Consider the following 26,912-nt stretch of genomic DNA (forward strand, 5'->3'; position numbering starts at 1 on the left):
TCGTTTAGAGCTCAAAAAATCCGTAAATTTAACATTCATCAAAACTCTATATATTATGGCACAAGTCACACTTCATGGCGATAAAATTCACACCCAAGGCACACTTCCGAAGAAAGGAAGCACTGCGCCAAACTTCAAATTAACCGCGACAGACCTGTCCACAAAAACCTTAAAGGATTATTCCGGTCACAATGTGATCTTGAATATTTTCCCGAGTGTTGATACAGGTACCTGCGCCCAATCGGTAAGATCATTCAATAAAAAGGCGGGAGACGTTGAAAACACCAAAGTGTTATGCATCTCTAAAGATTTACCATTTGCCTTCTCACGTTTTTGTGCTGCGGAAGGCTTAGACCATGTTGAAAGTCTTTCAGATTTTAAAGATGGAAACTTCGGAAAGCATTATGAGGTCACTTTTACCGATGGCCCAATGGAAGGCTTATTATCAAGAGCCGTTGTAGTTATTGATCCTGATGGCAAGGTCATATATACCCAGCAAGTTCCGGAAATTGCCGATGAGCCAGATTATGAGTCGGCATTGCAGGCCTTAAAATAATGGCAAAGAAAGAATCACTATTAATCAATAGACTAAAAAGTGTGCGCTATGCTTATAATGGCGCCCTTTTTTTGTTTAAAACAGAAGCCAGTATCAAGGTTCAAGTGGCATTTGCCATTTTGGTCACTGTTGCTGGCTTCTATTTTAAAATTTCAAATACCGAATGGATCCTACAAGTCATTTGCATAGGTCTGGTATTGAGTTTGGAGGGAATAAATACTGCTGTTGAATATATGGCAGATTTTATTCATCCAGACCATCACACAAGCATAGGGAGAATCAAGGATATTGCGGCAGGAGCAGTTTTTATGGCCGCCACCAGTGCTTTCATTGTGGCGCTTATTATATATCTACCCAGGCTTATAGACCTTCTCTAAATACTGTTTATAGGATGTATTAGGTGCCGATAGGCATTCTTAAAGCATCAGCCAACCTGCTTCTCAACTCTAAATATTTCTTTATCTTGCGATTTCCTAAATCTATAATCCAAATAATATTAGATGATTTACAAGTTCAAGTCCCTTATCCTGATAGTCTTAGTATTTCTACTAAATCATTTACAACCCAATCTTTACGCTCAAAACACCAACCGTATAAGCTCAAAAGACACCTTACAGGTAGGTATTGCGGGCAGTGAGCCCTTTGTTTTTAGCGATGCTGCGAATGCTGAAGGAATTGCCATCGAAATATGGGAAAACATTGCCAAGCAAAAAAAATGGAATTTTAAATACAGGCCTTTCGATACCGTTGAGGATGCGCTGCATTCTTTAGAAAACGGCAAATTGGATTTGGTCGTTGGTCCTATAAGCATAACGGCCAACCGGGTAGAGTATCTTCGTTTTTCACAGCCTTTCTACAATTCAAGTTTAGCCATTCTCTCTAGAGCCGACGCCCTCAATATCTGGCAAAAGATCAAGCCTCTATTTAGTGCAAAACTTATTGTGGCCGTTTTTATTTTTCTGTTCATACTCGCTATTGTAGGAACCCTGTTATGGCTGGCAGAGCGCAAACAATCTCCAGACCAGTTCTCTCAAAGCCCTGTCAAAGGCGTGGGAACGGGTATGTGGTTGGCGATCGTCACCATGAGTACCACAGGTTATGGTGACAAAGCCCCCATAACCCTTGCAGGCCGAATCATTGCTGGAAGTTGGATGATCATCTCCATAATTTTTGCAACGTCCATGATAGCTGGTATTGCGAGCACATTGACCTTAACCTCGATGGGGTCATCCACAGTATCTACTATTGAAGAATTGTCTGGCAGAAAAACGGCAACAGTTATTGGCTCTCCAACTGAATCCTATCTTAAAGCCTATAAGACAAAAATCACGGGTGTAAGCACACTAGACGACGCCATTTCAAAACTTAGGGAAAAGGAAGTGGATGCGGTGGTTTACGACAGACCACAATTGTTATATTATTTGAAGAACCATCGCAATGACGATCTTTTCATTGCCAAGGCAGAATACTACAAACAAGGCTATGGCTTTGCGTTTCCGCTGAGTTCTACTTTGGTTTATGATGTGAATAGAGCATTGTTAAGGCTCGCTGAAGCTCAAAAAACCACAAAAATAATAGACTTCTATTTGGATAAAGATGAATGAGCAATCGTCAAATTATATGGCGGAATAACCATTTGATTGACTATTTAAAAACCTAACAACTATTCAGTTTCTTCCTTCCTTTTGGGATTGTACATCACAATAATCTGAATCACAATGGCCAGGAAAATCAGGAGATAGATTTCGATCTGGGTAAAGAGCTCCACCGTATTCATGGCTTTTTTGCTAATAGAAAGCTGCCTTTTTCCTTCATTCAATTGGATTTTTGACAATTCGTGAAGGTTAATCCTAATTTTGGAAATACGATTTGATGCTTTTGTGTTTTGATTTGGCCAAAGCCGTTCAAGGTTAGTTTCGACCGTCATTAAGGTTTCTATATTGCTTTTTAGCTCATCAAAAACCTGTTCTTCCTTTCGGGTTAATCTGGTAAGTTCAAATTGCGCCAAATTATCATTAATTTCCTCATTGACTTGACGGTTTCGTTTTGAAAAATACAAACTATCATTGGTGGCAAGAGAAATATCCTTTTCATGAATCAATCGCGACATTTCAAAAATCAAATCATTGGCCACCAGTCTATCCTCATATAAGGTAACGACCGATTCCTTAACCCTAGCAAAATTATTTCTATCAATTAAATTTGTACTTAAAATGAGTATAAAAACCATTAAAATACCGAGTACCCATTTAACCTTGTTGTAAAAATTCATAATTACAGTTGTTTATTGTTTAATGCTAACGAAAATACGAAAAAAGTGCGCAATCTATGTGAATAAATCCAACTATGAGCTGCCAGTATTTCCGAAGAGGTCACTGCATCTATAGCAGTGAAATAAGGCATAACGCCTGGAACCGATTTTTTAAATAAAGCCTTAAACTATCATGGGAAGAATGAAATGTAGTGGGCACTCATTTAGACAAGTACAAAACAGCAAGTTATCGTATTGGCCAGTGTTCTTAAATTGAATGGTGCTGTAACATTAGTCACTATCGTGAAACGCCAATTTCAATTTTTTCATGGAAGTAAAACAGGGGTTGCCCTAAAGAACAACGCCATTGCACAAAAGGTTATTGATCAAGAGCGATTATTGAAAAAGCGGTCAAGGAATTGGATTTTAAGTGTTCTAATCCAACATAAAGCCCACTGAAATTTGAATCACATTATTTTGACGTTTAAGGTCGCTGGCTTCAATATCTACAATATTTGCCAAGCCAAGATAATAGCGCGCGCTCATAATTGTGCCGCTTCCAATTTGGTAACTAAACCCCAAGGCGGCACCATAATCAAAACTTTTAGTAGAATCCTTGTAATCTTCTGAACCTGATTCTGATGCATTGAACCCACCAGAGACCGTTTCCACAAACTCTCGCTTAGCAGAAATTAGATATGCAAGCTGCGGTCCGGCTTCAACACTAAAGCCCTTTGCAAAAAAATACTTGGCCAGCAAAGGCACACTAACGTAATCTAAGGTAACGGTCTCATTGAGGCTTCTCGTTATACCTGTAGTGGTTTTTGAAAATTCATTAGTATAACCTTGTCCGGAATAGAGGATTTCGGGCTGAAAGGAGAACTTATCGGAATATTGGATCTCCATGACCAACCCAGCGTGAAAAGCGGTTAAGCCACCTACACCCCCTGTGTCATCGCCACCAATGGACGATAAATTGACGCCAGCTCTGGCGCCTAACTTAAATTCTTGGGCATTGGAACTGGCTATAATGGAAATGGCAATAATTGCGAACATTGAGATTCTTTTCATAACTAAGGTAGATTAACAGGGGTTATTTGAAAAATTAAGCTGTAAACTTAGTTTAAGAATTCATGTCTTGCAAGAAAAAATACATAAAACAAAGTATTTTAACTGTGGTTTATGTATTTAATCGATACTTATTCCTATTTTAAACTAAAAAAACCGAAGCTTGGAAACTTCGGTTTAGATAAAATTAAATGTTTTTACTAGTTAAAGAAATATCCAATAGAAACACTAAGATTGGAGTTGTTGAGGTCATCTTGGAAAACACCCTCGTTACTCCCTTGATATACACTGGTCAAACCATGCACATAACGCGCTTGAACAAAAAGTCCAGAAGGAAGGGTGTAGGAAACGCCTCCGCCAATACCAAAATCAAATGCTTCAACACCATCCTCGACATCGCTTTGGGTAGAAGCCAATTCTTCACCATCTTGACCCTCGATTTGTATTTCATATTTAGAGGAGATGTTGAATCCAAATTGCGGACCAGCTTCAAGCGCGAATCCTTCAGCAACATAATATTTTGCCATTACTGGCACGTTAATGTAATCCAATTTCAACTTAGACTCACCCCCTTGAAAATCTTCTTGGAGTCCTTGTTGAGAATACAATACTTCAGGTTGCACTTTAAAAGTTTCCGTAATCCCGATTTCTGCAACAAGTCCTGCATTCAAACCTGTACGGCCGTCAGCATTTTCCACATCATCACCAGAAAGATTGGCGAAATTAACACCAGCTTTTGCTCCAAATCTTATTGCCTGAGCATTGACAGTTGTAAATCCTAATACTGCAACCGCAGCACATAACATTAATTTTTTCATAGTAAAAAGAGTTTTATAATTATTAGTCAGCCAAAGGACTCGCTTATTTATTGAACCATCAAATTTAGGTTTGACCTTATCAACAAATTTATTAACCTTACCGATTAAGTGATTATCATTCAACATTTTGAAAATTCACTTATTAACAATTTTTTGGGAATTGCCAACAAAAGCCGAAGTTCTATTAAGGAATCTTTAAGAGTTATTGCATGTTTTTCGGTCTCAAAACTTGAGAAATGGATTTTTGAAATCGGAAACGATGCGATATCAATAGTTCCTGCTAATTTTTTAGGCATAAAAAAAACCGAAGCATAAAAGCTTCAGTTTATAAAACACTGTATTAAGGTTACTAAATTAAAAGAAATAACCTACAGAAACCTGAATTACATTATTTTGCGTTTCAAAATCATCCGCAATTTCCGCGTTACCATTTTCAGATATATTTGATAAGCCCAGGTTATAGCGCGCTCCAAAAAACAAGCCATTTTCCAATTTGTAAGATACACCCGCTCCGAGACCAAAGTCGATGCCTTTGTAAAAGTCTTTTACATCTTCGGTATTCGATTCTGAAGTTCCATTAGATGTACTTTCTATTTTAGATTTTGCAGCAACAAGGAAACCTATTTGCGGCCCAGCTTCAATAGCGAACTGTTCTGCAACATAGAATTTAGCCATTAAAGGTAGGTTGATATACTCTAATTTTAAGGTTTGCTCAACATCAATTGCCACCCCAATGGTATAGTCGGTCCCGTTTACTTTGAAGCCTTGGGAAGAATACACCAACTCAGGCTGAAAAGAGAACTGCTGGGAGATCACAATCTCTGCAACAGCCCCAATATGAAAGCTAGTTCTGCCATCAACATCTTTGAGGTCTCCACCAAGAGACGCAAAATTCACACCAGCCTTCGCCCCGAATTTTATTTCTTGTGCATTACTAATAGCCAATCCGAACACTAGCATCGAAGTTAATAACATTAATTTTTTCATATTAAAAGTTTATGAGTTTGGATAAGCTAACAACGTGATTTATTCTTTAATACTCTAATTTAATATTCATCAATTGACAAATACCTTAGAATCTTGAACCCTATAAATGATACGCAGCACTTTATGAAACCTTCAGTTGAGACTTAATATTAGCGACGTTTACAGATAGATAGTGATTTATTAAAAGTCGCTATGTTTTAAAATAGAAAGGAACGCTAAAAAAGCGTCCCTTCATAAATATGCTAAACTAGCTCTTACAAACCAAATTCAATACCGAGAGAAACAATATCAAATGAACCACCATCCAGACTAACACCTCTATATGCAGCAACGATGTCTAAAGATTGGGTTATACCATATTGAACTTTTGGTGCATAATAAAAGCCACCATCACTGCCACTTGGCGAGACAGCTATGGCATAGCCCAAATCGAGGCCAATGGTGAAATCTTCAGATGCGTTAAAACGTCCGGCGGCTCCAATTGGAATATAACCGAAATCTTCAGTCTCAATATCAAAGGATCCGAAATCACCTAGATCCAAATTGAGATCCTCATCTTTACCAAAAGAGTGAGAGTAGCCAACAGTCACACCCGCATCAAATTGCTCTGACACTTCCCAAAGATAATTGACGTCAACAATTACGCTGAACGAATATAAATCGCTAAAATCTCCAATAGGAAGCCCGGCGCTAATACCCGCATTAAAATTTTGTGCATTGACGTTCGCCAATCCAAAAACTGCTACAACAGCAACTAAGATTAATTTTTTCATAATAAAGAGTTTTAAAATGTTCATTACAAAAGAAGCCATTTTTTTCGAGAGTAGGAAATTTTAGGATAAAGTTATTAACATTTTTTTGAACATTTATATCATAACAAGTTTAATATCATACCTCTAAATTTTAGAGTTATCAACAATTAACATATCGGCATCGCTGGTTAAACTGATTTTATTCTCAATCAAATCACGGTACTATCAGCGCTTTTGAAGTTTGGTCCTTGCTGTGAATTCATTTGCGCCTGCACCTATTCAATACCTCGTTATGACTAGAACTAGTGCCTGCGGAGTTGAGCCTATTAAGATCTGGTATTTTATACAATCGCTCAATCAGCAGTTTCTCTTTTTCCATACAGAATTCAATTTTTTTTGCAGAATTAAGATAGATCGTGTCACTACTTCACAAGTCCTCATCTGGGAATAAACTTTTTAAACCGCCCGGTAAATAACTGGTAAGCATACATATAAACACGTGCTGATTTGAAATAGGTAAAGCTGAAAGGTGTTTATACAGAAGCCTGATGCTTTCTAAATAGTGCCATATTCAGCATAGGAAACCTGGGTTTTGCGAGGGCGTTGAGTACCTTACAATTTAGGAATGGTTTAAATCTTACCTGCCATATGGAATAATAAGAAACCTTTGACTTTTTTTGAATGCTCATAAAATAATTTACTTAAGAAGTTCTTGAAGCATCACCGGGACGTATTACATCAATAAGCTCGGGGCAAGCCCACAAGGTATAAATTGAAGGCTGTTCTTTGTATTACGAGACACGCCTAGCGGAATAAATCCCTCTGCAGGGATTCAATATCGAATCATTTAGACGCGTGCAGATTTTCTCCATATTCTCAAAGTAAGTCACTTTCTTTAAGCAGCCTTTTTCGGATTCAAACCCTAAGAATCGAGCGGTTTTTACTAAAACCGACATTTAAAAGCTAAATTTGACGAGATAAGTTGAAACATCTGATCCAATCGATGGCAATCTGCTTTTCTATTTCCAATAAAAACTAAAGCATGCTCTGGTCCCAAGCCCTCAATGATTATAAATACTATCTCAAAATAGAGCGAGGCCTCTCAAGCAACTCCATAAAGAATTATGAATACGACGTTCTAAAACTCATCAAATTTCTGGATGAAAATCAAATTTCAATCTCACCAACCGAAATTGATTACCAAAAAATTCAGCAATTTATTTACGAAGCGTCCAAAAAGCTTAATGCACGTTCCCAAGCCAGACTCATCTCTGGTTTGCGCAGTTTTTTTAGTTACTTGGTGTTTGAAGACTACCGTGACACCAATCCATTAGATCATATTGAGTCCCCAGAAATCGGCAGAAAACTTCCAGACACCTTGAGTATTGGCGATATTGACCGACTAATCGCAGCTATAGATCTCGCTAAAACTTATAACAATGTGGCCATTGGCGAACGCAACCGCACAATTTTGGAGACCTTATATAGCTGCGGACTTCGAGTGAGCGAGTTGATAGCATTGAAAATTTCAGATCTGTTTTTTGACGAAGGCTTCATCAAAGTTACCGGCAAGGGCGATAAAGAGCGGTTTGTTCCCATAAACCCAAATACGCAAAAGTACATAGCCATTTGGACACAGCTAAGACGCCATATGAATGTGGACCCAAGATTTAATGACACCCTTTTTCTAAATAATCGTGGAAAACAGCTTACCCGAGCGATGATTTTTACAATCATCAAGGATTTGGCCAAAGCCATAAATCTCAATAAAACCATCTCACCGCACACTTTTCGCCACTCCTTTGCAACACATCTTTTAGAGAATGGTGCCGATTTAAGAGCCATTCAAATGATGTTAGGTCACGAAAGCATTACCACTACAGAAATTTATGTGCATGTAGATAGATCCCATTTAAAAAAGACCTTAATGCAGTTTCATCCTAGGAAATAGTTCATTTTATCGAATATATTTGCTTTTTATCGATTTTTGTTTATATTTGTAAAATTAGACCCCTAAATCTACTAATCTATTACCTAATTTATATGTTTATGAATCAGGCCGAAATTGAGGAATCTGATAAGGAATATTCAGACTTATTGCATAATAAACTCATTTACAAATACGCCCTGGAGAATTCCAGTATTGGTGTTTGGGACTTCGATATTTCCAAAAACCACATTCACCATAGCAAAGAATCAAAGTCCATTTATGGATATAGCATATCAGAATTTGATTACTCGCAATCTGATTGGAGACTGCGCATTCATCCCGATGACTTAGAAGAGCTTTCAAAATTAGTCGATGCCCATCTCAAAGGCGAAACGACAGAATATTCCAGTGAACACCGTATTAGATGTAAAGATGGCTCTTACAAGTGGATCCTGGACCGCGGAAAAATAATAGCTTTTGACATCAATGGCAACCCCACGCGCTTTATTGGCACCACCCTGGACATTACCAAGAAGAAGGCCGAAGAGGAAGAGAGTGTCCAAAACTTAATGATCATTTCAAACCAGAATAAAAAACTCAACAACTTTGCACACATCGTTACCCATAATTTAAAGGAATATGCTGGCAATTTTGAAAGTTTATTGACTTTTTATGATGAAGCTCAAACCAACGCAGAAAAATCAGACCTGGTTGAGCACCTTAAAACCGTATCAAAGTCACTTTCAAATACCATTAAAAATCTCAATGAGATTGTACAGAGACAATCCAAAACCAACATCGATTGTGAACTTTTGAACGTGAATGCGTATATTGATAAAATCTCCAAGTTGTTGGACTTAGAGATTGCGAGTAAAAATGCCACAATCAACAACAATGTAAGTGATCAACTGTTCTTGTATAGCAATCCTGCCTATTTGGAAAGCATCATTTTCAATTTAGCGTCGAACGCTCTAAAATATGCACATCCAGATCGAGCACCCATTATTGATATTGATTCTAAAATATCTCAAAGTGAAGTGTTGATTACCATTAAAGACAATGGCCTGGGAATTGATCTCGAAAAACATGGTGAGTCTTTGTTTGGTTTATACCAAACGTTTCATGGCAATGAAAACTCTGAAGGTATTGGTCTTTACATTACCAAAAACCAGATTGAGACCTTAGGAGGTATGATTGATGTGGAAAGCCAAGTTGGCATTGGCACCACATTTAAGATTTCCATAAAAGAAAAAAAACAGCGCTAGGCTGTTTTTTTTATGTCAAATTTACTTTCCAACTATTTCGCAATATTCACAGCTCTGGTTTCTCTAATTACCGTCACTTTTACTTGCCCTGGATAGGTCATATCCGTTTGGATTTTTTGTGAAATCTCAAATGAAAGATTAGACGCATCTTCGTCTGACACCTTATCACTCTCCACCATAACACGCAATTCACGACCAGCCTGGATGGCATAAGCCTTGTTGACCCCATTAAACCCAAAGGCGACTTCTTCCAAATCTTTAAGACGCTGAATATAACTATCCAATACCTGACGTCTTGCGCCTGGACGTGCTCCAGAAATGGCATCACACACTTGTACTATTGGTGCCAATAAGGTGGTCATTTCAATTTCATCGTGGTGTGCACCTATGGCATTGCAAACCTCTGGTTTCTCGCCGTGTTTTTCTGCCCATTGCATCCCAAGAATGGCATGGGGTGTTTCCATATCTGCTTCAGATGATGGTACTTTACCAATATCATGCAGCAAACCAGCTCGTTTGGCTAATTTTGGGTTCAATCCCAATTCCGCAGCCATTACGCCACAGAGTTTCGCCACCTCGCGGGAGTGTTGCAATAAGTTTTGACCGTATGAAGAGCGGTATTTCATGCGCCCCACCAACTTGATCAACTCTGGATGCAAACCATGAATGCCCAAGTCTATAACTGTACGCTTTCCATTTTCTATGATCTCCTGCTCAATTTGTTTCTCGGTTTTTTGAACAATTTCCTCAATACGTGCTGGATGGATTCGCCCATCGGTCACCAATTTATGAAGTGACAAACGTGCCACTTCCCGTCTCACAGAATCAAAGCAGGACAAAATAATGGCCTCTGGCGTATCGTCAACAATGATCTCCACACCCGTGGCAGCTTCAATCGCTCTAATATTACGACCTTCACGACCAATGATGCGACCTTTAACGTCATCAGACTCAATATTGAACACAGAAACACAATTGTCAATAGCTTCCTCTGTGCCTATGCGCTGTATGGTATTTATGATTATTTTTTTGGCATCTTGCTCGGCAGTCAATTTCGCTTCTTCCATGGCGTTTTGCACATAAGCCATGGCATCGCTCTTAGCTTCGCCTTTTAAGGACTCTATGAGTTGCGATTTCGCATCTTCCGCAGAAAGACTGGAGATAACTTCCAACTGTTTGATTTGGCTTTTTTGAGCCTTATCCAATTCGTCGTTCTTTTTATCTAAGTATTCTAATTTGAAATCGTAATCCTTGATTTTATCCTCTAAGCTTTGGTTGGACTTTTTATATTTTGCCAATTCGCTTGAGACTTGGCTTTCTTTGTCTTTCGTTCGCTTTTCTGCATCGGCCATTTTTTTATCTCTGCCCAGGATCACTTTTTCATGTTCAGACTTAAGCTCTATAAATTTCTCTTTGGCTTGAAGAATCTTTTCTTTCTTGATGGATTCACCTTCACTGTTGGCATCCTTCAGAATCGATTTCGCATCAGCTTCGGCGTTTTTAATGAGTTTCGAGGCATTGCTTTTTTCTAAAGTCTTAGCTGTAATAAACCCGAGTATGACGCCTATAATGACGCCTCCTACGATAAATAAAATTATATTGGTATCCATGAGTGTTTAGTTAGTTAATTTTCAAAATATGTAGCACTTGACTTTAAGCAATCAAAGCACTGTTAAAAAATTTCAGGCAGGACCATAAAACCTAATGTATTGGCCAAAAAAAAGCCTACATCAGTTTAGAATTTTGCATAAACCCCTTAAAAACAAGTTTAGGGCTAACAAGCTGATCAAAAATCTGCTCGAGATACTGAAGCAAGTTCAGCACTAGCAGCTCGATTTTACAACTTAAACTCACCCTTCTTAAAGAATTAACGTTGAGTTTATCAAATATAAATAACTAATGTAGGCAGTAACCTATTGTATTTTAAAGAACGTTAAGCACTTATATGTGCTTGCAAGAGTTGATTCAATGCTTCCAGCTTTGTTTCAACTTCATGGCTAACATCGGCTGTATCTATTGTTTTCTGCTCCACTTGAGAGGCAAACTGCAAGGCGCACATCGCCAATACATCTTGTTTATCTCTAACGGAATAATTTTGTTCAAATTGCCCTATCATGGTCTCAATTTTCTTTGCTGCACTGCGCAACCCTTCTTCCTGGCCCGGTGCAATGGTCAAGGGATATACCCTGTTTGCTATGGATAGCTTTATTTTAAGCTGTTCTGCCATGTTGTTTGCTTTGCACTAATTATTCAGACAATTGAGCGATACAATAATCAATATCACGAATCAATGTGTTTATCTTGAGCTTTGTTTCTCTGTTATTCTCATCACTGCCCAGTAAAGAGTTTGCTATTTTTAGAGTTTCATGCTTTTCCGTCCAAACTTCGATTTGCTCTTGCAACTCGAGATTCTTTTGTTTTTCAATCACTAACTCCTGCGTTAAACTGGCATTGGCCTGTTTTAAAACGTCCTGTCTCTGTAAAACCTCACCAATTTTATGCTCTAACGAATCAACAATAGCTTCAATTTTACTCATTTACAAATTTCAATACTGTTGAAACAAAGTTAACATACCAATTTAAAAATCGCAATTGTTTTCGCATAAATTTTAAATAATTTAGTTATACTCTTAATATCATTAGCTTAGAATACTTTTATTGCAATAGCATTTTGTGGATACTATTCTTATTGATATTTTAGCAGTCTACTTAAATTTATGAAATACCTAATATTCCCTATACTCTGCTTACAATTCGTCTTAGCCCATGCGCAATATCCGCAAGATTATTTTAGAAGTCCGTTGGATATTGATCTGGTGCTCGCTGGCACGTTTGGTGAATTGCGATCCAATCATTTCCATTCAGGCATGGACATCAAAACACAACAGCGCACCGGGCTTAATGTTTACGCCGTCGCGGAAGGCTATGTGAGTCGAATTGACGTTTCAAACTATGGCTACGGAAAAGCGCTCTACATCACCCACCCAAATGGCTATGTTAGCGTGTATGCACACCTTGAAAAATATGCACCAGAAATTGAAAAATACGTGAAAGCCTGCCAATACGCGAAGGAAAGCTATGAGGTGGAAGAATTTCCCGCAGCTTCAGAATTACCAGTTTCAGCTGGCGATCTTGTTGCTCTTAGCGGCAATACAGGTAGTTCTGGCGGCCCGCATCTTCATTTTGAAATTCGCGATAACGCCGAGCGACCTATAAACCCCATGCTATTTGGCTTTGAGGTACCAGATAAGAAACTTCCTTACATCTCTAGTGTTTACGCTTATCCCAAAGACAGAAACTCCCATGTTAATGAATCCAAGAAAAGGGTCGAGCTGCGGTTGATCCCAAAAAGTGATGGCGACTACACCGTAGCGCCCATTGAAGCTTTTGGGGAAATTGGTTTTGGAATTGAAAGCAACGATGAGTTGGATGGCGCCAATAATAAAAATGGCTTGGGCAGTATTGAAACGTTTTTTAATGGCAACAAGAATTTTCAAATTGATTTCAAACGCTTCAGTTTTGCTGAGACCAAACACCTCAATCGCTACATTGATTATGAACTTTATAAGGACAAATCTGCCCGCGTTCAGAAATTATTTATTCAACCTGGCAATACGCTAAGCATGTTCAAAGATGTTGAGAACGATGGCTATGTAAAGATTGAAGACAGCACAGATTCCGTTTACAAAATTAGAATTCTCGATTTCAAGGGTAATGACACCTGGCTTTCCATACCCATTGTGGCCAAACCAGCCAAGGAAATTCTCGAGGCCTATGAGCTCAATCCCAACACCTATATCAATGCCAGCACGGCCAATGAGCTTGAACAAGAAAATGTATCGGTCAACTTTCGTCCCAATACCTTCTATGAGGATTTCAACATTGATTTTAGTGTGCGCAGCGATACGTTGAGACTGCATAAAGACGTGGTTCCGCTTATGAATTATTACAGCATACAATATGATATTAGCAATTATGCCGACGACGACAAACAGCAACTTTTTATCGCACAACTTTACGGGTATTACCAAAGGCCAAGTTACATCAGCACGAAGCGTATAGGTGATAAATTATCTGCAAGCACTAAAACCTTGGGTACTTTTGCCCTGGCACGCGATACGGTAAACCCATCAATTAGACCCGTGAATTTTAAGGATAAGCAGTGGCTGAGCAAGTCAAGCTCGCTCGTCTTAAAAATTTCAGATGATTTATCTGGGATTAGTAATTACCGCGCCACCATAAATGGCAAATGGATTTTGATGGAATATGAGTATAAGAGAAATACGCTTACCTATGATTTTAGCGACAATATCAATACAGATACTGAAAATAATTTCAAACTCATTGTAACCGATAATGTAGGAAATAGCGCTACTTTTGAAGCAACCTTCTATAGAAAATAAAACGATAACTCTTGAAATTACAGCTTACTTTTTGCCTGGCCTTTTTTGCCTGCATGTTCTACGGAAACTCCCAAACCGCAACCATCAAAGGGGTCATCTTGAACGATGACAACCAACCTATTCCCAGCGTGAGCATTAGCTCTGGCAACCTAGGCACCACTTCTAATGACAATGGCTTTTTTGAACTCAAAGTCCCTGCCGATGAAGACGTTGTGGTTACATTTACCCATATCTCACATAGAAACGTCGTGGCTACCTTCAATTTGAAAAACGGTCAGGCCTTAGAATTCAATCCGGTGATGAAGGTTGAAGTGGAGCAAATTGCTGCAGTGGTCATCAATACCAACACCAGGCAGTCGGTTGATGGCGTGCTGTCCATTTCTCCCGAAATTTTAAGAACCATAAAAGGTGCGCAACCGGGTATCGAGAACATCTTAAAAACGCTTCCTGGATTTAATATTTCCAACGAATTGAGCACCCAATATTCAGTACGCGGTGGCAATTTTGATGAAAACTTAGTGTATGTCAATGAAATTGAAGTGTATCGTCCCTTCTTGATTCGCTCTGGCCAACAGGAAGGCCTCAGCTTTGTAAATACAGATATGGTGCAAAACGTCGATTTTTCAGCAGGCGGGTTTCAGGCCAAATATGGCGATAGGCTCTCTTCGGTCTTGGATATAACCTATCGCAATCCCATCAATTTTGGGATCAGGGCAGATGCGAGCCTTCTGGGTGGAAGTGTCACTGCGGAAGCGGTAAGTAAAGATTCCAAATTTTCGGGGATCGTAGGTTTGCGCTACCGTGACAATAGTCTTTTCATCAATTCTTTAGAAACCGAAAGCGACGTCGTACCGGTTTTTGCCGATGTGCAGACCTTTTTGACCTACAAGTTCAGTGATAAGTTTCATTTAAATTTCCTCGGAAACATCTCACTCAACCAATATGATTTCACACCACAGAATCGCCAAACCAATTTTGGCACCTTAGATGAACCTGTGGCGCTGCAGGTGTTTTATGAAGGTCAGGAAAAAGACAAATACCTAACCACTTTTGGCGCTTTTAAAGCCAACTATTTTGCTTCGGAAGACTTAAACCTCAAATTGATCGCGTCTGCCTATCACACCACTGAACAGGAATATTTTGATATTCTGGCACAGTACAGACTTGGTGAGGTCAATACGAATATTGGCGATGAAAACCTTGGCGAAGTGGAATTCACGGAAGGCATAGGCTCCCAATTCACACACGCCAGAAACGATTTGGATGCCGTGATCGTGAACATTGAGCATAAAGGCGATTACAAATTGAAGGATGAAAGCACCTTGGAATGGTCCCTAAAATACACCCATGAAGATTTGCGTGACCGCTTGGTGGAATGGGAAGTGATAGATAGTGCAGGTTTTTCAGTCAGGCCTCCCATTTTCAACATCCCAAACAATCAACCTTACCAACCTTTTGAAGGTCCCTTGACCGCTTTTCAAAATATACGTGCCACCAATTACGTAAAAATCGATAGACTTCAGGCTTATGCACAGTGGAGCAAACGCACCATGCTGGGCAGCAATGAAGTGTTTTACAATGCAGGACTTCGTGCCCACAGTTGGAACGTCAATAGCGAAATCCCGAACGAGGAAGGGGTCTCCAGTTCCAATCAACTAGTTGTTAGCCCAAGAGCGCAGTTTGCCATTAAACCAGATTGGGAGAAGGATATGATGTTTAGAATTGCTGGTGGGGTGTATTACCAACCACCATTATACAGAGAATTACGAGATTCCTCGGGCATTGTGCAACCCGATGTAAAAGCACAAAAATCCATTCACTTGGTAGTGGGCAATGAATACAGTTTTAAAATGTGGGATCGCCCCTTCAAATTGGTCACTGAAGCCTACTATAAACATTTAAGCGATGTGAATCCCTATACTTTGGAGAATGTTCGGATTCGCTATCGTGCAAAAAATAATGCCAAGGCCTATGCCTACGGCCTTGATTTGCGACTAAACGGTGAATTTGTGCCGGGTACTGAAAGTTGGTTCAGCTTTGGTTATTTAAAGACTGAAGAAAATATTGAAAACAGAGGCTACATTGCCAGACCAACAGACCAACGTTTGAAGTTCGGGATTTTATTTCAGGATTATGTGCCTAATATTCCCGACTTAAAAATGTACCTGAATCTCATTTACAACACAGGGGTTCCCGGAGGTTCACCCAGTTATGCCGACCCTTATGTTTACCAAAGCCGACTGCGCGATTACAGACGTGCCGATCTTGGGCTCTCTTATGTGTTGGTAAACCAAAACAAGACTTATTCCGCCCAATGGAAACAAGTATTTAAAGAGCTTACGCTAGGTGTTGAAATCTACAACATGTTCAATGCACAAAACACCATCTCAAACACTTGGGTAAGGGACGTGTACAGCAAGCGCCAATTCGCCATTCCAAATTTTTTGACGCCTCGCGTATTTAATGTGCGGTTGAGTACCAGATTTTAGGAAGTATCAGGAAATAGCCCATCTCATTTAGACCTTTCAGGTTCTCAAAACCTGAAAGGTCTTTTGCGAATTGATATAGCAAGCCAAATATCCGTAAAAACAACTAAGACTAAAATTTAAGAAGATTTAAAAAAGAAGGGTCGAAAGCCGCGGGATTGCTCCCTAGAAATGCAAAGCCTTTGAGTGCAATGCAGCCATTAAAACAAATCTGAAAATGAGAACTGCATCAGCAATCCATAACCTAAAAGCTCATCCCTAGCACCTACTCCCTAATCCCTAATCCCTAATTCCTACTCCCTTATCCCACAAATTCTAAAAAAAAGGAACAACAGCTAAAATCTGAGAACTGCATCAGCAATCCATAACCTAAAAGCTCATCCCAAGCACCTACTCCCTACTTCCTACTCCCTACTCCCTAATCCCTAATTCCTAATTCCTACTCCCCTATCCCACAAATTCTAAAAAAAAGGAACAGCAGCTCTTCTAAGCCATGCCATTCCCAGAAAACTCCTTCAGCACCTCAACCACATAGTCAATATCTTCCTTGGTATTAAAACTGCTGAATGAAAATCTAAGTGACGGTCGCTTCAAGTAGTCGTCCTCCAGAATCGCAGTAAGCACATGTGAGTTTTGGGAACTTCCGCTTTGGCAGGCACTTCCTCGTGAACAGGCAATCCCCTTGAGGTCCAATTGAAAGGACAATAAGGATGCTTTATCTGCTGTAAAAGGCAAACAGACATTCAACAAGGTATAAGTACTGCCTTCTGGATTCGCGCAATCCCCATTGAATTGAATGTCAGGAAATGCGTCTTGCAGCTGGTCTATAAAATAGGTTTTCAGACTCAATGTGTACTCTTGCTCGGCTTCCAAATGTTTATAAGCCAAGCTCAAAGCATCGGCCATACCCACAATGTTATGGATGCTTTCAGTCCCAGCTCTCAAGCCACGCTCCTGCTCGCCTCCATAAATTGAAGCCCGAAGACCGCTATTTTTCCGAAGAAAAGCAAAGCCAACACCTTTTGGTCCATGAAACTTGTGGGCACTCGCTGCCATAAAATCTATGGGTATTTCCTGTAAATCCATTTGATAATGCCCAACCGATTGCACGGTATCACTATGAAAAAGCGCCTGATGCGCTTTGCAGAGATTGGCAACCCTTTCAATATTAAGTAGGTTGCCTATTTCATTATTGATATGCATGAGCGACACCAAGGTCTTTTTTGGCGATTGCAGCAACTGCTCCAAATGGTCCATATCGATATGTCCGTTTTTTAGAACATTCACATAGTTCACACTTATGGGAAATTCCTTTTGCAACTCATCCAAAGTATGTAAAACCGCATGGTGCTCAATCTTGGAGCTAATGATTTCGGTCACGCCCAAATCTTTGACAGCACTGCGCAATACCAGGTTATCGGCTTCGGTGCCACCGGAAGTGAAAATAATTTCAGCAGCCGACACGTTAAAAAAAGAAGCTATCGTCTTTCTCGAGGTTTCAAGAAGGGATTTGGCATGTCGCCCAAAACCATGTGTTGAAGAAGGATTACCGTAATAATCTTTCATCACATTGGCCATACGTTCAATAACCTCATCACGCATTTGGGTAGTGGCTGCACTATCAAAATAAACCGATTTCATAAGCTTAAAATTAGAGTCACAAAGATGCAACAATCCATCGGCTTTTGAAACCCGTTGAGGTAATGCTCAAAATTATTTGTTAATGGCAATGCGCCAAAGTCGCAAATTCCTTTATTTTTGTCTAAAACGCACCTGTTATGCCAAAAGTTTATGTCTTGTTTCTCCTGTGCCTTGTCCTAGCTTCTTGCGATGATGGCGATATCATTGAGGCAGAATTGGATTTTGATCAAGAATTGAAACGCTGCGGCGATGACGAAAGTGAGACTTACGTGCTTTACGACACCAAGTTAGATCCCAACGAGTCCTTGACCTTGAAGTTTCCGGTGGCAGGCAATCGCGTTATTTTCAATCCCACAAGCTATGGCGCCATAAAAGAAATTGAAATTAATGGGGTCAATACAAGCTTCAGTTATAGAATCTATGACGGCGATCCCAACAACCTTATTTGCCAAGTGGTCCCAGAACCTGGAACCACTATTATTAACGACTATAAGGCTGCCGCTGGCGCAAAGGCCAGTTTTATTTCAACTTTTGTTGATGATGATATGGACGGAATTCCTTCCGAATTAGAAGGAAGGGGTGCACAAGCAGCAGATGGCTCCTATCCAGATGCCATTGATACCGATGGTGATGGTTTGCCAGATTATCAAGATGCCGATGACGACAATGACAATGTGTTGACCATCAATGAGGGCGTACAGATCACTGAAGACGGTCAATTTGGAGAGGTATTGGATACCGATGGCGATGGCACACCAAATTATCTCGATAACAACGACGATGGAGACCTAGTTCTAACAAAGGATGAGGATGAAAATGGTAATTTAACCTTGAGTGACGACTTTGATCCAGAGAGTGAAATGATTAATGTGCCACGCTTTTTAGACGACAGCGCTACAGAATCATTTCCTCAAGACAACCTAAGATTCACACAATACAGGAGGTCGGTGACCGTAAGAGTTGTGATTTTAACACCCAACATTGAGATCTTACAACTTTCGACCTTGATTATGGGCGACTATGAATTGAATCCACCGTTAATGCTTCCGCTAGAGGAAGAATAGGATTAAATGCAAACGCTCTATTTATGCATTTTGAAAGATGTACACTTCCGTAGCACCCAAACCATACTTTTGGTAATCGGCAGCATAGAACTTGACGTTTTCATAACGTCCAAATAAGTAATCCAACTCCATTTTAAGAACTCCCTCACCCACGCCATGGATGAACACCAGCTTTTGGATGCGCTTTTTAATGGCGAACTCCAATTTATGCCTGGCCGTATCCAGTTGCAAGTTGAGCATTTCATGATTGCTCATGTTTTTGTGGGAGGTGGTCAATTGATGAATATGGAGATCTACCTCCATCGCGGGTAAATTACGCTCTTTAGGCTTTACGCCTACCGATTTCTTTTTGTGCGATTGTTCCTTTTCCTGAAGCACAGTATCCATATCGGAATGCTTGAACAAGTCTGAGTCTAGGGTTTTATCCTTGATGAGTTCCTTTTTTGTGAAATTCATCTCAAAACCATCTTCAGTTTCAATACTTATCTCATCAGCATGTATGTTGACAATTCGGCCAGAGATATTATCGTCTAATACCGAAACAAGATCACCTATTTTAAACTCCATTGCTATTGACTTTCGTTATCATTTTCGCGTTCGCTCTTACTGCTTATGTTGCGGGATATTCTATAAACACCTACCATTAAAAGAACAATCCCACCAATTAAAATATACTCATTTTGGTTTACTTGTGCTTTGGCATATATGGCGACCATCGCACCAATCAAAATCATTACATAACTTAGTGTTTTCGAGATATTCATAAATTCATCCTTAAAAATTAACAGTTTGTCGAAATTATGGAATTTAGAGCGAAGGAAAAAAAATATTAAATACAATAAATTTTATTTTTAAGGGCGACAACCACCATAATATGAAACAACAGTATCTAATTATCGTTTTAATTTTAAGTAGCTTACTTGGTTTTTCACAATTGAACCTTCGTAATGAAGCGTTTATGTTCGTCTCCAACGAAGTGGTCTTCGTCAATAACGCCGTTAATTTGAGTGAGGAAAACTCCAAGATATACCTTCGGAATGAAGGCCAACTCCTCCAAGGTAATGGCACTACCGGTAATTCTGGAATTGGGGCACTCAGTGTCTACCAAAACGGAAATACCAACCAATTTGCCTATAACTATTGGGCTTCACCAGTTGGGAACCCTTCCGCAGCGAATGGGAATGAACCAGCACGGGTTGACCTCATCGACGATGCTACAGGCTTGACCTCCAGTGCTGATGCATTGTTTAGCTCAAATCATAATGGCATATCGTCGCCCTTGACCATCTCAAGACGTTGGCTCTATACCTTTATTGCTTCCGATGAATATGCAGAGTGGAATTCCATCAATGAAAGCAGCCCCATCCCAACAGGATTAGGCTTTACCATGAAAGGCATAGGCACAGACCCCACGGGAAGTCAGCTGTACGATTTTAGAGGAAAACCAAATAACGGAACGATTACTGCTGAAATTGCCGCCAATCAATACACGCTCATTGGCAATCCTTATCCTTCCGCTTTAGATGCTCTAAAATTGATACACGATCCACAAAATGTCAATATAAATGCACCAACAACCACGGGCGTGCTCTATTATTGGGACCAGCGCCCAACTACCCATTTTACGAGTGATTATGTTGGTGGTTATGCGACTTATACAATTTCTGATGCTGGATTGGAATCCTTTGTGCATGCAACGTTTTCTGCTTATGATAGCTCCGGAAATGCTTCCCCACTGCCTGAAGCGGGGTTGAAAATAGCGCAGCGCTACATCCCAATTGGGCAAGGTTTTATGGTTGAAGGCAGTGCAGCAACGTCTTCTGAAGCATTGGTTTATCTAAAAAACGAGCATCGTGTTTTTGAAAAGGAGTCTGCCGGTTACAGTACTTTTTTTAGGGCTACGGAAGCGAATTCCAATGATTTCACGGAAGAAAACACAGCATACAATGCATGGGGATTAAACATCGTGCCCGAAGATTACAAGCGCTTTAGACTGAATGTTATTTTCAATTCTGAATTTACAAGACAACTGCTTCAAAATTTTCATCACAGCGCCACGGAAGCTTTTGATTATGGATTGGAAGCAAAACTTGGAAGCACTGCCGATACCGAAGTTTCTTGGCTTTTAAATGAAGTGCCTTATGTGATTCAAGCGCATGCTTTTGATACCCAACTCAAAATTCCTTTGGCAATTAAAGTGGCTTCAAACCAGCCCGTTGATTTTAGCCTCTTCGATGTGCAGCGTTTTGACGATGCCCAGCCCATCTATCTTCACGACAAGCTAACCAATATCTATGCGGACCTGACCCAGCAAAATTACAGCATCAACCTTGAAGCTGGTAACTACCCGTCGCGTTTTGAAATCACATTCCAACAGGCTTCGCTGGCTATTGAAACTGTGGCAGCGTCGCAGTTTGAAGTATTCCAAAACCGCAATAGCCAAGAACTTGTGATTTTAAATCCGCAGCAAAAAGGAATCCAACAACTAAGCCTCTATGATGTGAACGGAAAATTAATTTTGCATCAAGCTAATTTAGATACCAAAAAGCGCTACACCCTGTCCACCGAGAATTTAAGTGCTGCAGTTTATGTGTTTAGCATTGGATTGGAAAGCAAGCAAAACATTTCTAAAAAAGTCATCATCAAAAATTGATTACGGGTTTTACACATTTGTTACATTTGTAATTCCCTAAAACTAAAATCAATGTCCCCAGAAGACTACATGCTGCCTTGTCTCAACAAACAAATCTTAGGTTTTGAGTGCACCGGTTGTGGGATGCAACGCGCACTGGCCTTGATTTACAATGGCGAATTTATCGCTGCCTTGCAAATGTATCCTGCCATTTATACCTTGATTTTCTTTTTTGCATTTATCATTGTCAATGCCTTTGCACATTTTAAATACGCTAATAAAATTATTGTTATTTTAGCGCTAACCAATGTGGTTGTCATTATTGGCAGCTACCTCATAAAAATCATTTAATCAACTTTTAATTATGGAACAACAAAAACTCAGCCCTGTACTTGTTTATGTCTTGGCAATCTTAGGTTTGCTTTGCTGCTGCTTAGGCGGCATCGGATTTATCTTTGCAGGTATTGCCTTGATCATTGCAATGAACAAACTCAAGGAAGCACAGGCAGACCCAGAACTTTATGACCCTGCAAGCGTCAAACAAATGAACACCGCTAAATTAGTGGCAATGATCATCTTGATCATTAACGTGGTTTATTTGCTATATACCGCTTACAGAATCTACACCATAGGTTGGGATGAAATCATGCTGCAGTGGGAAGACATGATGGAGCAGATACAGCAACAGCAAAATCAATAGTATTCTTTTTATCCATAAAAAAACCTCAATGCAAATCGCATTGAGGTTTTTTGTTTTTATAAATATCTAGAACTTATTTTTCAAAGTCTTTGAGCGTTTTCGTAATGATGCTCACGCAATCCAAGAGCTCATCTTTAGTCATTACCAAAGGTGGTGCAAAACGTATGATATTACCGTGGGTTGGTTTTGCCAAGAGTCCGTTATCGCGCAAGGCTATACAGATGTTCCAGGCGGTATCGCTATCTTCATCATCATTGATCACGATGGCATTCAAGAGGCCTTTACCTCTTACCAAATTCACGATGTTACTGGTTTCGATGTATTTGTTGATTTCACTTCGAAAGAGTTCTCCCAATTGAAATGCGTTTTCTGCCAGATCCTCATCACGTACTACTTCCAAAGCTGCCATTGCCACTGCTGCAGCAATAGGGTTACCTCCAAACGTACTGCCATGATTCCCAGGTCTAATCACATTCATAACCGCATCATTGGCCAATACTGCCGATACTGGATAAGCCCCTCCAGAAAGCGCCTTACCTAAAATCAAGATGTCTGGTTTCACGTCTGGCGTGCCAGAACAATTTTTATCGGCACAATCGCAGTTGCCACAGGTTGCCAATAAACGTCCGGTTCTAGCGATACCGGTTTGCACTTCATCGGCAATAAACAAAACATTATGTTTCTCACACAAGGCTTTCGCTTCAATTAAATAATTATCACTAGGCACATAAACGCCTGCTTCGCCTTGAATGGGTTCCACCAAGAATCCCGCAATGTTTTTATTGCCTTCCAATGCTTGTTTTAGTGCTTCAAGATTATCGTATTCAATTTTTATAAATCCTTCCGTGTAAGGCCCAAAGTGCTTTCTGGCCACAGTATCATTACTAAATGAGATGATGGTTGTTGTTCTTCCGTGGAAATTGTTTTCACAAACGATGATTTCTGCTTCATTTTCATGAATGCCTTTCACTTCATAAGCCCATTTTCTACAGATTTTCAAGGCCGTCTCTACCGCTTCAGCACCGGTATTCATTGGGAGCAACTTGTCGAAATGAAAGTATTCCGCAGCATATTTTTCGTATTTGCCCAAAATATCATTGTGAAATGCTCTGGAGGTCAAACTCAAGGTTTTTGCCTGCTCATGCATTGCGTTTACTATTTTTGGATGGCAATGCCCTTGATTTACGGCGGAATAAGCCGATAGGAAATCATAATACTGTTTGCCTTCAACGTCCCAAACGTGAACGCCCTCGCCCCTATTCAAGACGACTGGTAGCGGATGGTAATTGTGCGCTCCATATTTGTTTTCTAGATCGATCGCCTGTTGCGATGTGATTTGGTCTGTTACGGCCATAATAAAAATGTGTTTTTGAATGAATAAAAAATTGTCCATTCCTACTGTACCTTTATTCTTTCGAAATCCCGATAGACATCGGGACGAAAAAGCAGCGTGGGAGAGAAATCATCCTTAAGGAGTTGCAATTTAATCAAAAAATGAGAAAAAATTTTAGATTTAATAATATTTTAAGCTAATACGCCCATTATAAGCCAAAAATTTGGTTATTACCAGATCCATTGCAATGCGTAATTTAAAACTACTAATAAATCATGCCTGAATTCGTGGCGAAACAACAAAAACATTCTATTTTTGCCACATGGCAAGAAAGAAAACCGCAAAACAGATTTTTGAAAACGTAAGCGTTGTAGATGCAGGCGCAAAAGGCAAGACCATTGGAAAGGCACCCGATGGCCGCGTGATATTCATGGGCAATACAGTGCCCGGTGATGTCGTGGATGTGCAAACCTTTAAAAAACGAAAATCCTATTTTGAAGGCAAGGCCATCAAGTTCCATACCCTATCCAACAAACGCACCGAGCCCAAGTGTGAACATTTTGGCGTTTGTGGCGGTTGCAAGTGGCAGGATATGGACTACAAGTACCAATTGGAATACAAACAAAAAGAAGTGACCAACAACCTCATGCGCATTGGGCATTTGGAGCTACCAGAAGTCACGCCAATCTTAGGATCTGCCGAGCAGTATTTCTATCGCAATAAAATGGAATTCTCCTTTAGCGATAGCCGCTGGTTGACACAGGAAGAAATCCAATCTAACAGGGACCTAGGTGACCGCAATGCTTTGGGCTTCCATATTCCGGGCATGTGGGACAAGATCTTGGATATCAACAAATGTTGGTTGCAGGAAGATCCTTCAAACGACATTCGCAATGCAGTCAAGGATTTTGCAGTGTCCAATGAATTGGAGTTTTTCAACACGAGACAGCAAACGGGTTTGTTGCGAACCTTAATGATTCGTACCTCCTCAACGGGAGACTTGATGGTAGTGGTCCAGTTTTTTAAGGAAGACCAAGAAAAACGTGAGTCGCTATTGGATTTTATGTCAGATAGTTTTCCGCAGATCACTTCCCTGCAATACATCGTCAACGAAAAGGCGAACGATACCATTTATGATCAAGACGTGATTTGCTATAAAGGCAAAGACCATATCTTCGAGGAGATGGAAGGTTTGAAATTCAAGATCAATGCCAAATCCTTTTACCAAACCAATTCTGCGCAAGCATACGAACTTTATAAAATCACACGCGATTTTGCCAATCTAAAAGGCGACGAACTCGTTTATGATCTCTATACCGGCACAGGCACCATCGCCCAATTTGTGGCCAAGCAGGCTAAAAAAGTGGTGGGTGTTGAAGCGGTGCCAGACGCCATTACCGCTGCTAAAGAAAATGCACAATTAAACGGCATAGAAAACGTTGACTTCTATGTGGGCGACATGAAAAACGTGTTCAACGACGCATTTATCGCAGCACACGGGAAGCCAGACGTCATTATTACAGATCCACCACGCGACGGGATGCACAAAGATGTGGTACAACAAATCTTGAACATTGCACCAAATAAACTGGTTTACGTGAGTTGTAACAGTGCCACCCAAGCTCGAGATCTGGAAATGATGAAAGCACATTATAAGATTACCAAAACACAGGCGGTAGATATGTTTCCGCAAACCCACCATGTGGAAAACGTGGTACTCTTAGAAAAAATATAAGCAACCAATACCATAAATTTGAAAGCCTACAAACCCTTAAGTCTTTTTGCTATTGCTGTATTCGCAATCCTAGTTTGGAGCTGTGAGCGTGATGATATTTGCTCAGAGAATACCGTGACCACCCCACGTTTGGTCATCGATTTTTACAACATCGCCAATCCTGATGAAGAAAAAGCGGTAAGTAGTTTACGCGTCATTGGTTTAGACGATGAAGGTCTAGCAATAGATACCCTAAATTTGGAAGAAGGGCCAAATCCAAGTCGCATCAAATTGCCTTTGCGATTTCAAGAAGCTGGCACCCTAACCGTTACGCGTTACCTATTGGAAAAAGACGCCAATTTAGCATCAGACGATAACCCAAACACCAGTTCAAACGCCGATCTGATCGAAATACGTTATACACCAGAATTTATATATGTCTCCAGAGCATGCGGCTATAAGAGCATTTTTCAGTTTGGGTTCAACGGAAGCGTATTAGAACAAACCGATGAGGACAATTGGATCATAAGCACCGAACAATTAATACAAACCGTCGATAATGAAGATGAAGTACACTATATCCTTTACCATTAGCCTTGTGGTCTTGATGCTGCTTCCAAAGATTTCGGCATCGCAAGACAACAATGAAAGTACACAAGACACACTAGTTTACAAACAAAAGTACGGCTTGCGATTGGGTGTTGATATTGGCAAGGTCATTAGGTCTTTTGCCGATAGTGACTATACCGGTTTTGAGATCAATGCCGACTATCGTTTTTCAAAGCGCATTTATTTGGCGGGCGAATTGGGTACCGAAGAAAAAACCATCGCCAATGAGTATTTAAATGTAACGGCCTCAGGAACCTACTTTAAGGCAGGTTTTGATTATAATACCTATACCAATTGGCTGGACATGCAGAATATGATCTTTACCGGTTTTCGGGTTGGCGCGAGCAGCTTCAGCCAGACCCTTAATGAGTTTACGGTTTATGATACCAATCAAGCCTTTTTCAACCAAACCTACACCGCTAGACCCGGCGATGAGTTCAACGGACTCTCAGCTATTTGGGCTGAATTGGTAATTGGTCTCAAAGCGGAACTGTTTGCCAATCTCTTTATGGGCGTCAACATGCAAATCAAGGGTCGCATTTCCCAAGACGAGCCAGTGGGTTTTGAAAATCTCTTTATACCCGGCTTCAATAGAACTTATGACAGTGGTGGTATTGGCGTTGGTTTCGGTTATACGCTGTCCTACCTCATCCCCATCTTCAAAAAGGATAAATTGATTGTGGTGGAAAAGCCAAAAAATTGA

At 40.1% G+C, this 26,912-nt stretch carries 26 protein-coding genes and 1 other RNA gene; 14 read left to right on the forward strand and 13 right to left on the reverse strand.

The features are described 5' to 3' along the window. The first annotated feature begins 55 nt into the window (after positions 1 to 55). The 3 genes from tpx to ESY88_RS03385 all read left to right on the forward strand — a co-directional run bounded on the left by tpx (position 56) and on the right by ESY88_RS03385 (position 2,160). The gene (tpx, locus tag ESY88_RS03375) at positions 56 to 556 is read left to right on the forward strand and encodes a thiol peroxidase (RefSeq protein ID WP_147084608.1); all 501 of its coding nucleotides are present in this window, start codon (positions 56 to 58) and stop codon (positions 554 to 556) included. Further along, positions 556 to 933, forward strand: coding sequence for a diacylglycerol kinase family protein (locus tag ESY88_RS03380; protein WP_147084609.1), 378 nt, complete (start codon positions 556 to 558; stop codon positions 931 to 933). The genes tpx and ESY88_RS03380 overlap by 1 nt, the downstream gene beginning before the upstream one ends. Positions 934 to 1,056: 123 nt before the next feature. Next, positions 1,057 to 2,160: a transporter substrate-binding domain-containing protein gene (locus ESY88_RS03385; protein WP_147084610.1), complete on the forward strand. Its 1,104-nt coding sequence runs from the start codon at positions 1,057 to 1,059 to the stop codon at positions 2,158 to 2,160. Positions 2,161 to 2,219: 59 nt separating this feature from the next. On the opposite strand, the gene ESY88_RS03390 is transcribed toward ESY88_RS03385, so the two are convergent. The 5 genes from ESY88_RS03390 to ESY88_RS03410 all read right to left on the reverse strand — a co-directional run bounded on the left by ESY88_RS03390 (position 2,220) and on the right by ESY88_RS03410 (position 6,453). Next, complete coding sequence (locus ESY88_RS03390; RefSeq protein WP_147084611.1) at positions 2,220 to 2,828, reverse strand: MCP four helix bundle domain-containing protein; 609 nt, start codon at positions 2,826 to 2,828, stop codon at positions 2,220 to 2,222. Between the two features lie 414 nt (positions 2,829 to 3,242). Then, complete coding sequence (locus ESY88_RS03395) at positions 3,243 to 3,878, reverse strand: porin family protein (RefSeq protein ID WP_147084612.1); 636 nt, start codon at positions 3,876 to 3,878, stop codon at positions 3,243 to 3,245. A gap of 197 nt (positions 3,879 to 4,075) precedes the next feature. Continuing rightward, positions 4,076 to 4,693, reverse strand: a complete 618-nt coding sequence (locus tag ESY88_RS03400) for a porin family protein (RefSeq protein WP_147084613.1) — start codon at positions 4,691 to 4,693, stop codon at positions 4,076 to 4,078. Between the two features lie 354 nt (positions 4,694 to 5,047). Next, complete coding sequence (locus tag ESY88_RS03405; RefSeq protein WP_147084614.1) at positions 5,048 to 5,680, reverse strand: porin family protein; 633 nt, start codon at positions 5,678 to 5,680, stop codon at positions 5,048 to 5,050. Positions 5,681 to 5,934: 254 nt separating this feature from the next. Beyond that, the gene (locus ESY88_RS03410) at positions 5,935 to 6,453 is read right to left on the reverse strand and encodes an outer membrane beta-barrel protein (RefSeq protein ID WP_189702508.1); all 519 of its coding nucleotides are present in this window, start codon (positions 6,451 to 6,453) and stop codon (positions 5,935 to 5,937) included. A gap of 1,021 nt (positions 6,454 to 7,474) precedes the next feature. Between ESY88_RS03410 and xerA the strand changes: the two genes are divergently transcribed. Together xerA and ESY88_RS03420 are read left to right on the forward strand one after the other, a co-directional pair. Continuing rightward, on the forward strand, positions 7,475 to 8,383 hold the full coding sequence (gene xerA, locus ESY88_RS03415) for a site-specific tyrosine recombinase/integron integrase (RefSeq protein ID WP_147084616.1): 909 nt from the start codon (positions 7,475 to 7,477) through the stop codon (positions 8,381 to 8,383). Positions 8,384 to 8,481: 98 nt separating this feature from the next. Next, on the forward strand, positions 8,482 to 9,627 hold the full coding sequence (locus ESY88_RS03420; RefSeq protein ID WP_147084617.1) for a sensor histidine kinase: 1,146 nt from the start codon (positions 8,482 to 8,484) through the stop codon (positions 9,625 to 9,627). Between the two features lie 32 nt (positions 9,628 to 9,659). Here the strand turns inward: ESY88_RS03420 and rny are convergent, their stop codons facing one another. From rny to ESY88_RS03440, 4 genes are all read right to left on the reverse strand, one after another. Further along, entirely contained in the window at positions 9,660 to 11,237 is a 1,578-nt protein-coding gene (gene rny / locus ESY88_RS03425) for a ribonuclease Y (RefSeq protein WP_147084618.1), read from the reverse strand. A 139-nt stretch (positions 11,238 to 11,376) separates the two neighbouring features. Then, positions 11,377 to 11,506: non-coding RNA, 6S RNA (ssrS, locus tag ESY88_RS03430), on the reverse strand. A 54-nt stretch (positions 11,507 to 11,560) separates the two neighbouring features. Continuing rightward, positions 11,561 to 11,854, reverse strand: coding sequence for a cell division protein ZapA (locus tag ESY88_RS03435; RefSeq protein ID WP_147084619.1), 294 nt, complete (start codon positions 11,852 to 11,854; stop codon positions 11,561 to 11,563). A 19-nt stretch (positions 11,855 to 11,873) separates the two neighbouring features. Next, a complete protein-coding gene (locus tag ESY88_RS03440) occupies positions 11,874 to 12,164 on the reverse strand; it encodes a hypothetical protein (RefSeq protein WP_147084620.1) in 291 nt (96 codons plus the stop codon). Between the two features lie 180 nt (positions 12,165 to 12,344). Here ESY88_RS03440 and ESY88_RS03445 point away from each other — a divergent pair, with 180 nt between their 5' ends. Both ESY88_RS03445 and ESY88_RS03450 read left to right on the forward strand, forming a co-directional pair. Further along, a complete protein-coding gene (locus tag ESY88_RS03445; protein WP_147084621.1) occupies positions 12,345 to 14,030 on the forward strand; it encodes a M23 family metallopeptidase in 1,686 nt (561 codons plus the stop codon). Between the two features lie 53 nt (positions 14,031 to 14,083). Beyond that, the gene (locus ESY88_RS03450; protein ID WP_147084793.1) at positions 14,084 to 16,519 is read left to right on the forward strand and encodes a TonB-dependent receptor; all 2,436 of its coding nucleotides are present in this window, start codon (positions 14,084 to 14,086) and stop codon (positions 16,517 to 16,519) included. 483 nt (positions 16,520 to 17,002) lie between these two features. On the opposite strand, the gene ESY88_RS03455 is transcribed toward ESY88_RS03450, so the two are convergent. Beyond that, entirely contained in the window at positions 17,003 to 18,157 is a 1,155-nt protein-coding gene (locus tag ESY88_RS03455) for a cysteine desulfurase family protein (RefSeq protein WP_147084622.1), read from the reverse strand. A gap of 137 nt (positions 18,158 to 18,294) precedes the next feature. On the opposite strand from ESY88_RS03455, the gene ESY88_RS03460 reads away from it, so the two are divergent. Continuing rightward, positions 18,295 to 19,221 (forward strand): hypothetical protein, encoded by a 927-nt coding sequence (locus ESY88_RS03460; RefSeq protein ID WP_147084623.1) that lies wholly within the window; start codon positions 18,295 to 18,297, stop codon positions 19,219 to 19,221. Between the two features lie 21 nt (positions 19,222 to 19,242). Here the strand turns inward: ESY88_RS03460 and ESY88_RS03465 are convergent, their stop codons facing one another. Beyond that, entirely contained in the window at positions 19,243 to 19,788 is a 546-nt protein-coding gene (locus ESY88_RS03465; protein WP_147084624.1) for a DNA mismatch repair protein MutS, read from the reverse strand. Between the two features lie 2 nt (positions 19,789 to 19,790). After that, positions 19,791 to 19,985 carry a hypothetical protein gene (locus ESY88_RS03470; protein ID WP_147084625.1) on the reverse strand — a complete coding sequence of 65 codons (195 nt, stop codon included), beginning with the start codon at positions 19,983 to 19,985 and terminating at the stop codon, positions 19,791 to 19,793. 110 nt (positions 19,986 to 20,095) lie between these two features. Here ESY88_RS03470 and ESY88_RS03475 point away from each other — a divergent pair, with 110 nt between their 5' ends. From ESY88_RS03475 to ESY88_RS03485, 3 genes are read left to right on the forward strand one after another with little or no spacing between them, the layout of a single operon-like run. After that, positions 20,096 to 21,874: a T9SS type A sorting domain-containing protein gene (locus tag ESY88_RS03475; protein ID WP_147084626.1), complete on the forward strand. Its 1,779-nt coding sequence runs from the start codon at positions 20,096 to 20,098 to the stop codon at positions 21,872 to 21,874. Between the two features lie 51 nt (positions 21,875 to 21,925). Then, the gene (locus ESY88_RS03480; RefSeq protein WP_147084627.1) at positions 21,926 to 22,204 is read left to right on the forward strand and encodes a DUF2752 domain-containing protein; all 279 of its coding nucleotides are present in this window, start codon (positions 21,926 to 21,928) and stop codon (positions 22,202 to 22,204) included. A 13-nt stretch (positions 22,205 to 22,217) separates the two neighbouring features. Next, positions 22,218 to 22,553, forward strand: a complete 336-nt coding sequence (locus ESY88_RS03485) for a CCC motif membrane protein (protein WP_147084628.1) — start codon at positions 22,218 to 22,220, stop codon at positions 22,551 to 22,553. Positions 22,554 to 22,626: 73 nt separating this feature from the next. On the opposite strand, the gene rocD is transcribed toward ESY88_RS03485, so the two are convergent. Then, positions 22,627 to 23,907 (reverse strand): ornithine--oxo-acid transaminase, encoded by a 1,281-nt coding sequence (rocD, locus tag ESY88_RS03490; RefSeq protein ID WP_147084629.1) that lies wholly within the window; start codon positions 23,905 to 23,907, stop codon positions 22,627 to 22,629. Positions 23,908 to 24,208: 301 nt separating this feature from the next. Here rocD and rlmD point away from each other — a divergent pair, with 301 nt between their 5' ends. The 3 genes from rlmD to ESY88_RS03505 are packed head-to-tail and all read left to right on the forward strand — an operon-like array spanning position 24,209 to position 26,912. Next, positions 24,209 to 25,621, forward strand: a complete 1,413-nt coding sequence (rlmD, locus tag ESY88_RS03495) for a 23S rRNA (uracil(1939)-C(5))-methyltransferase RlmD (RefSeq protein WP_147084630.1) — start codon at positions 24,209 to 24,211, stop codon at positions 25,619 to 25,621. A gap of 18 nt (positions 25,622 to 25,639) precedes the next feature. Continuing rightward, positions 25,640 to 26,194 carry a DUF6452 family protein gene (locus ESY88_RS03500; RefSeq protein WP_147084631.1) on the forward strand — a complete coding sequence of 185 codons (555 nt, stop codon included), beginning with the start codon at positions 25,640 to 25,642 and terminating at the stop codon, positions 26,192 to 26,194. Then, entirely contained in the window at positions 26,166 to 26,912 is a 747-nt protein-coding gene (locus ESY88_RS03505; protein ID WP_223270705.1) for a DUF6048 family protein, read from the forward strand. Before ESY88_RS03500 ends, ESY88_RS03505 begins: the two co-directional genes overlap by 29 nt.

The sequence above is a fragment of the Subsaximicrobium wynnwilliamsii genome (genome assembly GCF_007997225.1).
Classification (GTDB): Bacteria; Bacteroidota; Bacteroidia; order Flavobacteriales; family Flavobacteriaceae; genus Psychroserpens; species Psychroserpens wynnwilliamsii.

What these genes read in the sequence shown, in the direction of transcription:
- tpx (WP_147084608.1), top strand. Translation starts at nt 56, where the DNA reads ATGGCACAAGTCACACTTCATGGCGATAAAATTCACACCCAAGGCACA.
- ESY88_RS03380 (WP_147084609.1), top strand. Translation starts at nt 556, where the DNA reads ATGGCAAAGAAAGAATCACTATTAATCAATAGACTAAAAAGTGTGCGC.
- ESY88_RS03385 (WP_147084610.1), top strand. Translation starts at nt 1,057, where the DNA reads ATGATTTACAAGTTCAAGTCCCTTATCCTGATAGTCTTAGTATTTCTA.
- ESY88_RS03390 (WP_147084611.1), bottom strand. Translation starts at nt 2,828, where the DNA reads ATGAATTTTTACAACAAGGTTAAATGGGTACTCGGTATTTTAATGGTT.
- ESY88_RS03395 (WP_147084612.1), bottom strand. Translation starts at nt 3,878, where the DNA reads ATGAAAAGAATCTCAATGTTCGCAATTATTGCCATTTCCATTATAGCC.
- ESY88_RS03400 (WP_147084613.1), bottom strand. Translation starts at nt 4,693, where the DNA reads ATGAAAAAATTAATGTTATGTGCTGCGGTTGCAGTATTAGGATTTACA.
- ESY88_RS03405 (WP_147084614.1), bottom strand. Translation starts at nt 5,680, where the DNA reads ATGAAAAAATTAATGTTATTAACTTCGATGCTAGTGTTCGGATTGGCT.
- ESY88_RS03410 (WP_189702508.1), bottom strand. Translation starts at nt 6,453, where the DNA reads ATGAAAAAATTAATCTTAGTTGCTGTTGTAGCAGTTTTTGGATTGGCG.
- xerA (WP_147084616.1), top strand. Translation starts at nt 7,475, where the DNA reads ATGCTCTGGTCCCAAGCCCTCAATGATTATAAATACTATCTCAAAATA.
- ESY88_RS03420 (WP_147084617.1), top strand. Translation starts at nt 8,482, where the DNA reads ATGAATCAGGCCGAAATTGAGGAATCTGATAAGGAATATTCAGACTTA.
- rny (WP_147084618.1), bottom strand. Translation starts at nt 11,237, where the DNA reads ATGGATACCAATATAATTTTATTTATCGTAGGAGGCGTCATTATAGGC.
- ESY88_RS03435 (WP_147084619.1), bottom strand. Translation starts at nt 11,854, where the DNA reads ATGGCAGAACAGCTTAAAATAAAGCTATCCATAGCAAACAGGGTATAT.
- ESY88_RS03440 (WP_147084620.1), bottom strand. Translation starts at nt 12,164, where the DNA reads ATGAGTAAAATTGAAGCTATTGTTGATTCGTTAGAGCATAAAATTGGT.
- ESY88_RS03445 (WP_147084621.1), top strand. Translation starts at nt 12,345, where the DNA reads ATGAAATACCTAATATTCCCTATACTCTGCTTACAATTCGTCTTAGCC.
- ESY88_RS03450 (WP_147084793.1), top strand. Translation starts at nt 14,084, where the DNA reads ATGTTCTACGGAAACTCCCAAACCGCAACCATCAAAGGGGTCATCTTG.
- ESY88_RS03455 (WP_147084622.1), bottom strand. Translation starts at nt 18,157, where the DNA reads ATGAAATCGGTTTATTTTGATAGTGCAGCCACTACCCAAATGCGTGAT.
- ESY88_RS03460 (WP_147084623.1), top strand. Translation starts at nt 18,295, where the DNA reads ATGCCAAAAGTTTATGTCTTGTTTCTCCTGTGCCTTGTCCTAGCTTCT.
- ESY88_RS03465 (WP_147084624.1), bottom strand. Translation starts at nt 19,788, where the DNA reads ATGGAGTTTAAAATAGGTGATCTTGTTTCGGTATTAGACGATAATATC.
- ESY88_RS03470 (WP_147084625.1), bottom strand. Translation starts at nt 19,985, where the DNA reads ATGAATATCTCGAAAACACTAAGTTATGTAATGATTTTGATTGGTGCG.
- ESY88_RS03475 (WP_147084626.1), top strand. Translation starts at nt 20,096, where the DNA reads ATGAAACAACAGTATCTAATTATCGTTTTAATTTTAAGTAGCTTACTT.
- ESY88_RS03480 (WP_147084627.1), top strand. Translation starts at nt 21,926, where the DNA reads ATGTCCCCAGAAGACTACATGCTGCCTTGTCTCAACAAACAAATCTTA.
- ESY88_RS03485 (WP_147084628.1), top strand. Translation starts at nt 22,218, where the DNA reads ATGGAACAACAAAAACTCAGCCCTGTACTTGTTTATGTCTTGGCAATC.
- rocD (WP_147084629.1), bottom strand. Translation starts at nt 23,907, where the DNA reads ATGGCCGTAACAGACCAAATCACATCGCAACAGGCGATCGATCTAGAA.
- rlmD (WP_147084630.1), top strand. Translation starts at nt 24,209, where the DNA reads ATGGCAAGAAAGAAAACCGCAAAACAGATTTTTGAAAACGTAAGCGTT.
- ESY88_RS03505 (WP_223270705.1), top strand. Translation starts at nt 26,166, where the DNA reads ATGAAGTACACTATATCCTTTACCATTAGCCTTGTGGTCTTGATGCTG.